At 70.2% G+C, this 9,764-nt stretch carries 9 protein-coding genes; 3 read left to right on the plus strand and 6 right to left on the minus strand.

The genetic code is table 11. The features are described 5' to 3' along the window. Nucleotides 1-132, plus strand: a 132-nt coding sequence (locus VNR91_RS04245) for an MGMT family protein (RefSeq protein WP_325489551.1), incomplete at its 5' end; no start/stop codon positions are given. On the opposite strand, the gene VNR91_RS04250 is transcribed toward VNR91_RS04245, so the two are convergent. From VNR91_RS04250 to VNR91_RS04265, 4 genes are all read right to left on the minus strand, one after another. Further along, the gene (locus tag VNR91_RS04250) at nt 118-2,616 is read right to left on the minus strand and encodes an ABC transporter permease (RefSeq protein WP_325489543.1); all 2,499 of its coding nucleotides are present in this window, start codon (nt 2,614-2,616) and stop codon (nt 118-120) included. The two genes, VNR91_RS04245 and VNR91_RS04250, sit on opposite strands and share 15 nt — an antisense overlap. 36 nt (nt 2,617-2,652) lie before the next feature. Beyond that, nucleotides 2,653-3,333 (minus strand): ABC transporter ATP-binding protein, encoded by a 681-nt coding sequence (locus VNR91_RS04255; RefSeq protein ID WP_325489544.1) that lies wholly within the window; start codon nt 3,331-3,333, stop codon nt 2,653-2,655. A gap of 14 nt (nt 3,334-3,347) precedes the next feature. Then, nucleotides 3,348-4,655: an efflux RND transporter periplasmic adaptor subunit gene (locus VNR91_RS04260; RefSeq protein WP_325489545.1), complete on the minus strand. Its 1,308-nt coding sequence runs from the start codon at nt 4,653-4,655 to the stop codon at nt 3,348-3,350. Between the two features lie 129 nt (nt 4,656-4,784). Then, complete coding sequence (locus VNR91_RS04265) at nt 4,785-4,922, minus strand: hypothetical protein (protein WP_325489546.1); 138 nt, start codon at nt 4,920-4,922, stop codon at nt 4,785-4,787. Nucleotides 4,923-5,076: 154 nt separating this feature from the next. Here VNR91_RS04265 and VNR91_RS04270 point away from each other — a divergent pair, with 154 nt between their 5' ends. Together VNR91_RS04270 and VNR91_RS04275 are read left to right on the plus strand one after the other, a co-directional pair. After that, nucleotides 5,077-6,459, plus strand: coding sequence for a sigma-54 dependent transcriptional regulator (locus VNR91_RS04270; protein WP_325489547.1), 1,383 nt, complete (start codon nt 5,077-5,079; stop codon nt 6,457-6,459). Beyond that, on the plus strand, nt 6,449-7,777 hold the full coding sequence (locus tag VNR91_RS04275) for a sensor histidine kinase (RefSeq protein WP_325489548.1): 1,329 nt from the start codon (nt 6,449-6,451) through the stop codon (nt 7,775-7,777). The genes VNR91_RS04270 and VNR91_RS04275 overlap by 11 nt, the downstream gene beginning before the upstream one ends. On the opposite strand, the gene VNR91_RS04280 is transcribed toward VNR91_RS04275, so the two are convergent. After that, nucleotides 7,774-9,318: an ABC transporter permease/substrate-binding protein gene (locus VNR91_RS04280; protein ID WP_325489549.1), complete on the minus strand. Its 1,545-nt coding sequence runs from the start codon at nt 9,316-9,318 to the stop codon at nt 7,774-7,776. The two genes, VNR91_RS04275 and VNR91_RS04280, sit on opposite strands and share 4 nt — an antisense overlap. Next, a partial coding sequence (locus VNR91_RS04285; RefSeq protein WP_325489550.1) for an ATP-binding cassette domain-containing protein occupies nt 9,315-9,764 on the minus strand: 450 nt, incomplete at its 5' end. The genes VNR91_RS04285 and VNR91_RS04280, both read right to left, overlap by 4 nt.

The raw sequence follows: 9,764 nt of genomic DNA on the forward strand, positions 1-9,764 counted from the left end.
ATCATCGCGCCCTGCCACCGCGTGATCGGGTCGAACGGCGCGTTGACCGGCTTCGCCGGCGGGCTGGAGGTGAAGCAGCGGCTGCTGGCGTTCGAGGCGGGCGCGGGCTGGCCCGCCTCATTCATAGCGTAGCGCGACGACCGGGTTGGTGCGCGCCACGCGCCAGGCATGGGCGCCGATCGCCGCGACGGCGATTATCAGCGCGGCGGCACCGGCCAACACGAAGGGGGTCGCGTCCAGGCTGATGCGCGCATCGAACCGGTTGAGCCAGTCGCGCATCACCCACCACGCCACCGGCCACGCGATCAGGTTGGCGATCAGCACCGGGCGGGTGAATTGCCACACCAGCAAGCGGACGATGTCGCGCGTGCGGGCACCCAGCACCTTGCGGATGCCGATCTCCTTGGTCCGCCGCTCGGCGGTGAACGCGGCCAACCCGAACAGCCCGAGGCAGCCGACGACGATCGCGAGCATGGATGACATGCCGAACATCTGCGCCCGCGCGTCGATCCGCGCATAGGTGCGCGCCATGATCGCATCGCCGAAATCAAAGTCGAATGGCGCGTCCGGTGCGATGCGGCGCCATACCCGTTCCATGCCCGCGCGGATCGACGCGGGATCGCCCTGATACCGCGCGACCAGCCAATAGATGTTGTGCCGGTCGAACATGAACATGACCGGCTCGATCGGCGTGTCGATCGTGCGGAACCGTGAATCGGCGACGACCCCGATGATCGTCAGCGGCATCGTCCCGCCATATTTGTCGTCGACGCCATAGGTGATGGTCTTGCCCACCGCGTCGCGCGCGTTCGCAAAGCCCAACCGCTTCACGCCCAGTTCGTTCAGGACGACATGGCCGCCGCGGTTGACCAGCGCCTGTTCGGCGGCGGGATCTTCGGGCATCGGCGTGGTCATGTCGTCCATCGGCCGGTTGGCGTCGAACACCCGCCCGGCCACCGTGCGGATGCCCATCGTCGCGAAATAGCCGGCGTCGACGCCATAGATGCCGATGTCGATCGGGTCGCTGCGGCCCGGCACGATCACCGACGTGCTGGACGTGTTGCCGGTGTTGATGCCGATGCCGCCCATACCGACCGACTGGACGCCGGGCACCGTGGCCATGGCCCGTGCGATCCCGTCGACGCGGTCGCGCAGGCTGCTCGCGCCGATGCCCTCGATCTGCGCCAGCCCGTCGCGCTTGTAGCCCGGGTCGAGCGTGCGCGCGTAGCGCGTCTGGCCATAGATCACCGCGGTACACACCATCAGCCCGATCGACACGGCGAACTGGATCACCACCAGCGCGCTGCGCAGGCGGCCCGACCCTTCGGCGTCGGCGGCGGACTTGTTGGCCTTGAGCACGCGCGCGGGCTGGAAGCGCGACAGGTACAGCGCGGGATAAAGGCCCCCCGCCGCGCCGACCAGTACCACCAGCGCCAGCACGGGCAGCAACAGCCCGCCGCTGCCGAAATAGTGCAGCGTCAGATCGGCATCGAGGAAATTGGCGAACCGCGGCATCGCCACTTCGGTGACCGCCAGAGCGATCAACATCGCGATCCCGGCGAGCAGGATCGATTCGCCGAGGAACTGGGTGACCAGCTGGCGGCGGGTCGCGCCAAGCACCTTGCGGAGCGCGACTTCGCGGGCGCGCTGGCTGGCGCGGGCCGTCGCCAGATTGGTGAAATTGATGCACGCCATGGCCAGGATCAGCACGGCGACCACGGCGAAGGTGGTGATCGACCGGCGATCGTTGCCCGGCGTCATCGCCGATCCCTGCGCTTCGCCCAGATGCACGTCGCGCGCATTGACGAAGCTGTAGGTGCGCCCGTCGCCCTGGTTGGTACGCTGGCCGTTGAACACCTGGTCGGGGATGTTGCGTTTTTTCCACGCCTCGAGCTGGCCGCTCATCGCGGCGACGTCGGCGCCAGGGCGCATCCGCAGATAGACCCACCCGCCGGTCCAGCCCCAGTTGGTCAGGAAATCGGGAATCCGGGTGTACAGCGTCGGTATGTCCGCCCGCACCAGCGCGTCGATCGCCAGATGCGAATGGCGCGGCAGATCCTTCAGCACGCCGGTGATCCGATAGTCGCCCTGGTTGCCCACCGCGCTCAACGTCACCGTGCGGCCGACGACGTTGGTCGTGCCGAACAGCCGCGTCGCCTCCTTTTCGCTCAGCACGGCGGTGCCGGGCATCGCCAGCGCATTGGCACCGCCCTGCGCTAGGGGCAGATTGATGACGTCGAAGAACGGGCCGTCGACGATCCGCGAGTTGCGCAGCGTGATCGCGCGTTCCTTGTCGATCAGCGTGACCGGCGTCGCGCCCATGAACACCGCTTTCTCGATCTGCGGGAAGTCCTTCAGCAGCGCCGCCTTGGTCACATAGGGCGCGCCCTGGTTGTTGAAGCGATCCGACGTGGTCTTGCTGCGGTAGTCGACCTGAAACTGATAGGTGCGGTCGGCGTCGGTCAGCCAGGCGTCGTAGCTGCGCTCATACTGGACGTAGAGCAGGATCATCAGGCACGCCGCCAGCCCGATCGCCAGACCGAGGATGTTGATGAAGGCATAGGTCTTGTTCTTGGCCAGCGCGCGAAGGCCGACGATCAGGTAATTGTGCCACATCGGGCGTCTCCCCCTCGAGCAATAGCGGCGATGGCGTCAGGCGGCGCGGCGCTGTTCCTGCAGGATACGGCCGTCGAGCATGTTGATGACGCGGCTGGCATAGTCGGCGTGCGCGGGCGAGTGGGTGACCATCACGATCGTCGATCCTTCCGCGTTCAGGCCCTGCAGCATGTGCATCACCTCTTCGCCGTGGTGGGTGTCCAGGTTGCCGGTCGGTTCGTCGGCCAGGATCAGCCTGGGTTCCGCCACCAGCGCGCGGGCGACCGCGACGCGCTGCTGCTGCCCGCCCGACAGCTGGCTGGGGCGGTGGCGCGCGCGATGGGCGATGCCGACGCGGTCCATCACCCGGTCGACCCGCGCGCGGCGCTCGGCGGCGGGGACATCGTGGTAGAGCAGCGCCAGCTCGACATTCTCGCGCACCGTCAGCTCGTCGACCAGATTGAAGCTCTGGAAGATGAAGCCGATGTTGCGCTTGCGCACTTCGGCCAGCCGCGCCTCGGGCAGTCCGGCCACCTCCTGTCCGGCGATGACGTAGGATCCGCCCGACGGGCTGTCGAGCAGCCCGATCAGGTTGAGCAGGGTCGACTTGCCGCACCCCGACGGCCCCATCACCGCGACGAATTCGCCCGCCGCGATGTCGAGGTCGATATGGTCGATCGCGGTCGTCTCGACCGTGTCGGAGCGGTAGACCCGCGAGAGATCGCGCATGGTGAGCATCGATGGTCCTTTCGTCACTGGCTGAGGTCGAGCCGGTCTTTGTCGGTGAAACCGGTGTAGGGGGAGGTGATGATGCGTTCGCCCGGCTGAAGGCCGTCGAGCACTTCGATCGTCTCGCTGTTGCGGCGGCCCATCCGCACCTGGCGCCGCACCGCGCTGCGGCCGTCGGGCGCGACCACGAACACCCAGCTGCCGCCGGTATCGTTGTAGAAACTGCCGGCCGGCACCAGCACCGCCGGCGTCGGATCGCCCAGCGTCAGCCGGGTCTGCACCGTCTGGCCGCGCTGGAGGTTTGCGGGTTCGTCGCCGATGAATTGCAGGTCGATCTGGAACTGGCCGTTCTGGACCTGCGGATAGATTTTGGTGACACGCGCCGCATGGGACCTGCCCCCGACGTCGAGCGCCGCGCGCTGGCCGACCGCGACGCGGCCGAGGTAGAATTCGTCGACCCCGGCCATCAGCTTGTTGCGGCCGGGGCTGTCGATCTGGCCGATCCGCTCGCCGCGCTGCATCGACTGGCCGACCTGGATCGAAAAACCGGAAAGCTGGCCGGCGACGGGCGCGCGCAGCTTGAGCGAATCGAGGTTGGCGCGGGCGATGGCGAGCCCGGACTGCATCGATTCGGCCGCCGCCTGCTGTTGCGCGAGCTGGCTGGCCTGGAGCCGCTCGTCGGTCGCCTGGCTGCGCTGGAGCACCGCCAGCCGGCGCTGCTGATAGGCATAGGCGTCGCGGGTGTCGTCGAACTGTTTGGCGGGGACGAAGCCGCGCGAGGCCAGCGGCGCCTCGCGTTCATATTGGCGCTTTGCCTTGGCGGTATCCAGCCCGGCCTCCAGCACCGCGCGCTCATTGCCCAGCCGGGTCTGCGCCAGCGCCAGTTCCTGGCTGCGCATGTTGTTGATCTGCTGTTCGACCTCGGTCTGGCGGGCGAGGGTGGATAGTTGCAGCTCGGCGTTGGACAGCTCGACGATCAACTGGCCCCGGGCGACGGTGGCGCCGTCCTCGACCAGCAATTTCTCGACCCGTCCGCCCTCGACCGCGTCGAGGTAGACGGTCAGCAGCGGGGTCACCCGCGCGCGCAGCGGCACGAAATCCTCGAACGTCCCGCGCGTGACGGAAGAGATGGTCACCTGCCCGGCGGCCAGCGTCTGGCTGCCCGCGCCGGGGGCGAACCACCAGAACAGCAGCGCCGCCAGCGCCACGGCAACCACGCCGCCCGCGATTTTGATCCGCGCCGGCACGCCGCGTCGTTCGACCGCGCGATCCATGCCGCTGCCGGACGCCGGGGGTTCGGTCGCTTCGCTGCTCATGCGGATGACGCTCATGCTGGTACGCCTACGCAATCACCGTGCCATACGCCCCGCCGACGGGGCGGGCGGCGATCGGCGGGGGCGTCCTGTCCGCTTTCGGACAGTATCTGTCCGAAAGCGGACGATCGTGGCCGCGCGGCGCGATCATGCGGCGATGGTCGGCACGGCCAGCGTGGCGATCTGCGTCGTGGCCGGCAGCGGCGCGGAAGAGGCGACGGCCAGCGTCGCGGTGGCGGCGAACGCGGCGACGATGCTGAGCAGGCGGTTGGTGGTGGTGGACATGACGGGCTCCTTTCGGTTCGGCGGACTGCCGTTGCCCCGTCCTCCGCATCGATCGTGCCAAGCGCGGTTTTCCGCCGTTTTCGTGCGATGCCTCCGGTTGGCACGCAAATTGATTGTCCGAATTCGCACAGTTTTTGTACGAGAGCGGACGATCATGGCCACCGAATTCGAATGCTGCGTCGTCGTCGACGATGATGAGGACATCCTCATCGCGGCCCGCCTGCTGCTCCGCCAGCTGTTCGCGGAGGTGGTCACCGCGCGCAGCCCGGACGAGGCGCTGCCGGCGATCGAGGCGAAGTCGCCCGACGTGGTGCTGCTCGACGCCAATTTCGCGCGCGGCGCCACCAACGCGCGCGAAGGGCTGGCGTGGCTCGACCGGCTGGTCGCGCATGATCCCGAAATCGTGGTGGTGATGATCACCGCGCACGCCGGCGTGCAGATCGCGGTCGAGGCGATGAAGCATGGCGCGACCGATTTCGTGTCGAAACCGTGGTCGAACGAACGGCTGCTCGCCACCGCGCGCACCGCCGCCACGCTGCGCCGGTCGCGGCGAGCGGTGGCGACCGAACAGGCGCGGGTGGTCGCCATCTCCGAACCGCCGCCCGGCACCGAGACGCCGTTGCTCGGCCGCTCGCCCGGCATGGCGCGGGTGGCGTCGCTGATCGCGCGCGCGGCGCCGACCGATGCCAACGTGCTGATCCTGGGCGAGAACGGCACCGGCAAGGAGCTGGTCGCGCGCGAGCTGCACCGCCAGTCGCTGCGCGCGGGCAAGGTCATGCTGACCGTCGATCTGGGCGCGCTGAGCGAGGACCTGATCGACAGCGAATTGTTCGGCCATGTGAAGGGCGCGTTCACCGATGCGCGCAGCGACCGCGTCGGGCGCATCCAGGCGGCGGACGGCGGCACGCTGTTCCTGGATGAGATCGGCAACCTGCCGCTGCGGCTCCAGCCCAAGCTGTTGACCGTGCTCGAACAGCGGCAGGTGACGCCGGTCGGCGCGAACAAGCCGGTGCCGGTCGATATCCGGGTGATCGCCGCGACCAACGCATCGCCCGCGACATTGCGCGACGATCGCCATTTCCGCCCCGACCTGCTGTTCAGGCTCAACACCGTCGAGATCGAGTTGCCGCCGCTGCGCGACCGGCGCGAGGACGTGCCCGAACTGGTCGATCACTATTTCGCGCTCTACGCGCGGCGCTATGCCCGGCCGGTGCCGCGGCTGAGCGACGCCGCGCGCGCGGCGCTGGCCGCGCACGACTGGCCCGGTAACGTCCGCGCGCTGCGCCACGCGATCGAACGCGCGGTGATCCTGGCTGGCGACGCGCCGCTGGAGCCGCAGGATTTCCCGCTTGGCCCGGTCGCGGCGCCGCCGGTGGCGCCCGCGCCGCCGCCCGACGACTTCAACCTCGACCGCGTCGAAAAGCGGCTGTGCGAGGAGGCGCTGCGCAAGCACCGCTACAACATCTCGCTCGCCGCCGCCGAACTGGGGCTGTCGCGCGCCGCGCTCTATCGCCGGATGGAAAAGCATGGGCTTTAGCCGGCGCTTCACCCTCGGTCTGATCGGGTGGGTGGTCGCGTTGTTCGTCGCGCAGGGGATGCTGATCGCGGCGCTGGCGACGCCCGGCCTTGGCGCGGCGCGGATCGTCGCCGGGCTGATGTTCGCGGCGATCGCCTGGGGTCTGTGGCACCATGTCTCGTACACCAATCACGCGGTCGCACGCTTCGTGGAGACGCTGCGATTCGGCGACGTCGGCGCGCGGTTCGATCGCACCGGCGGATCGGGGTTCGGCGCGCTGGGGCAGGCGTTCGACAACGCGCTCGCCCAGTTGCGCGACGACCGCGACCGCGCCGCCGACGAGCTTCGCTTTCGCGAGGCGCTGGTCGACGACATGCCGGTCGCGCTGCTGACGATCGACGACGCCGGCCGGATCGCGCCGGGCAACAAGGCGGCGCGATCGCTGTTCCGCCACGTCCCCGGCGCGCGCGCCGCCGACTATGCCGGCTATGGCGCGACCTTTGCCCGCCGGCTGGCCGAGGATGGCCCGCGTGAGGAGGTGCTGCTGCTGAGCATCGACGGCCGGCCGCAGCGCGTGCTGATGCGCTCGGCGGTGCTCGAACGGCTCGGCACGCGCACCCGCGCGATCACCGTGCAGCCGATCCAGGGCACGCTCGACAGCGTCGAGGTCGCCGCGCAGACCGATATCGTCCGCGTGCTGACGCACGAGATCCTCAACTCGCTGACCCCGGTGACGTCGCTCGCATCCACCGCGGCGGCGCTGCTGGAGGGGCAGCCGCCCGCCGCCACCGCCGACCTCGCCGATGCGCGCATGGCGGTGACCACGCTCGCGCGCCGGGCGGAAGGATTGCAGCATTTCGTCGAGAGTTACCGCGCGATCGCGCGGCCGCCGGTGGTGACGCCGGCCCGCTTCGTGATTGCGCCATGGGCCGACGAACTGGCGCGGCTGTTCGCGGCCGACTGGCCGCTTGTGCCGCTGACGCGCTCGGTGACGCCCCCCGCGCTCCAGATCGATGCCGATCGCGCGATGCTGGCGCAGGTACTGATCAACCTGCTGCGCAACGCGGCCGAGGCCGCCTCCGCCGCGCGCGCCGATCCGGCGGTGGCGCTGCGCATCGCCCGCGCGCGCGATGCCAGCGTCGCGATTGAGGTTGAGGACAACGGCCCCGGCGTCCCTGACGGGCTGCGCGGCGATATCTTCCTGCCGTTCTTCACCACGCGCAAGGCGGGCACCGGTGTCGGGCTGAACCTCGCGCGCCAGATCGTCGTCGCGCACGGCGGCACGATCGACGTCGCCGATGCGCCGGGCGGCGGCGCGCTGTTTCGCATCGTGATCTAGCGCGCCTGATCCCGGGGCGCGATCCCGATCCGCGCCGCCAGCCACCGCGCCGCCTGATCGGGCGATCTTTTGTCGCGGTCGCGGTCGACCATGTAATTGGCCTCGCGCATTCGCTGCACCGGGACATGATCGAGCAGCGGGCGCAGCGCGGCGAGGAAGGCGGCGTCGTTCGCGCGCGCCGGCGCGGCGAGCAGGATCGCGTCATAGCCGGGGATCGCCCCCTTGGGATCGCCGAGCACCGCCAGCCGGTCGGCGGCGATTCGCCCGTCGGAGGAAAAGGCGGGGATGACGTCGGCGGTGCCGTCCTCCAGCGCGCGATACATGAAGGTCGGCTGATACGGCCGCGCGCTCCTGAACCGCAGGCCATAGGCGTCGCGCACCGCGCGCCATTCGGGCCGTTCGAGGAACTCGATGTCGGTGGCCAGGTTCAGCGTCGGCGCGACGCGGGCCAGATCGGCGATGGTGGCGATGCCGCGCCGCGCCGCGTCGTCCCCGCGCATGGCGAAGGCATAGCTGTTCTCGAATCCCAATGTGCCGACCAGCGTCACGCCATGCGCCCGCTTCGCCCAGTCGCGCACCCCGGCGACGATGCCCGCGCGCGGCGGCACGTCGGTGCGCTTCATCTCGTTGGTCCAGATCGTGCCCGAATAATCGACATAGACGTCGACGTCGCCCGCCGCCGTCGCGGCGAACGCCACCACCGATCCCAGCCCCTCGCGATAGGTGACGCGGTATCCCGCGTCCTCCAGCCGGTGGCCGATCAGCCGCGCCAGGATATATTGCTCGGAAAAGCCCTTGGCGCCGATCACCACCGTGCCGCGCGTCGATTGCAGGCGCGGGGCGATCGCCACCGCCAGCCCGGCGGCGAGCAGCGCCAGCGGCGCGATCCACAGCCAGCGCCGCCGCGTCGCGATCCCCCGTTCGGCCAGCCCCAGCAGCGCGTCGACCCCCAGCGCCAGCGCGGCGGCGGCGGTGCAGCCGGCCAGCACCAGCGCCCAGTTCTGGGTCTGGAGCCCGGCGAAGATCAAATCGCCCAGGCTCGGCTGGCCGACGGTGGTCGACAGCGTCGCCGCGCCGATCGTCCATACCGCCGCGGTGCGGATGCCCGCCATGAGGACCGGCGCGACCAGCGGCGCCTCGACCAGCCGCAGCTTTTGCCAGCGGGTCATGCCGACGCCGTCCGCCGCCTCGATCACCGCCGGGTCGAGCGTGGCAAGCCCGGTGACGCCGTTGCGCAGGATCGGCAGCAACGCATAGAGCGCCAGCGCGAGCAGCGACGGCAGGAAGCCGAGCGCCGGAATGCCGCCGCCGACCAGCGCCGACAGCGACAGCAGAATGGGATAGAACAGCGCGAGCAACGCCAGCGACGGAATCGTCTGGACCAGGCTGGCGAAACCGAGCGCCAGCCGCGCCACCAGCGGGCTGCGCGCCGACGCCAGCGTCAGGGGGATCGCCAGTACCAGCCCGAGCAGCAGCGCGGCGGCGGCGAGCAGCACGTGGCTGGCGAGCAGCCCGGGAACGCGTGTCCAGACCTCGCTCATGCGCCCGCCGCTGGCGCCGACAGCGCCGCCAGCCGCTGCGCCTGCGCGCGCGGCACCGCGACCAGCGCCGCCGCGTCCGCCCCGCCCGCGCCGGCGATCAGCGCGGCGGGCGTTTCGTCCGCCACGACGCTGCCGCCGCGCATCACCAGCACGCGATCGGCGATCAGCAGCGCCTCCGCCATGTCGTGCGTCACCATCACCGTCGTCAGCCCCAGCCGGTCGTGCAGCGCGCGGATCGACGTACCCAGCGCGTCGCGCGTCACCGGATCGAGCGCGCCGAACGGCTCGTCCATCAGCATGATCGACGGCGCGGCGCCGAGCGCCCGCGCGAAGCCGACGCGCTGCGCCTGCCCGCCGGACAGGTGCGCCGGCAGCCGATCGGCCAGATCGGCCGGCAGCGAAACCAGATCGAGCAGATGCGCGACGCGCTCCGCCCGCCCGGCCGG

It is taken from the genome of Sphingomonas sp. (genome assembly GCF_035555815.1).
Classification (GTDB): Bacteria; Pseudomonadota; Alphaproteobacteria; order Sphingomonadales; family Sphingomonadaceae; genus Sphingomonas.

Bases quoted from the DNA above. Each gene is read 5' to 3' on its own strand.
- VNR91_RS04270 (WP_325489547.1), top strand. From the start codon at position 5,077: ATGGCCACCGAATTCGAATGCTGCGTCGTCGTCGACGATGATGAGGAC.
- VNR91_RS04255 (WP_325489544.1), bottom strand. From the start codon at position 3,333: ATGCTCACCATGCGCGATCTCTCGCGGGTCTACCGCTCCGACACGGTC.
- VNR91_RS04280 (WP_325489549.1), bottom strand. From the start codon at position 9,318: ATGAGCGAGGTCTGGACACGCGTTCCCGGGCTGCTCGCCAGCCACGTG.
- VNR91_RS04275 (WP_325489548.1), top strand. From the start codon at position 6,449: ATGGGCTTTAGCCGGCGCTTCACCCTCGGTCTGATCGGGTGGGTGGTC.
- VNR91_RS04260 (WP_325489545.1), bottom strand. From the start codon at position 4,655: ATGAGCGTCATCCGCATGAGCAGCGAAGCGACCGAACCCCCGGCGTCC.
- VNR91_RS04250 (WP_325489543.1), bottom strand. From the start codon at position 2,616: ATGTGGCACAATTACCTGATCGTCGGCCTTCGCGCGCTGGCCAAGAAC.
- VNR91_RS04265 (WP_325489546.1), bottom strand. From the start codon at position 4,922: ATGTCCACCACCACCAACCGCCTGCTCAGCATCGTCGCCGCGTTCGCC.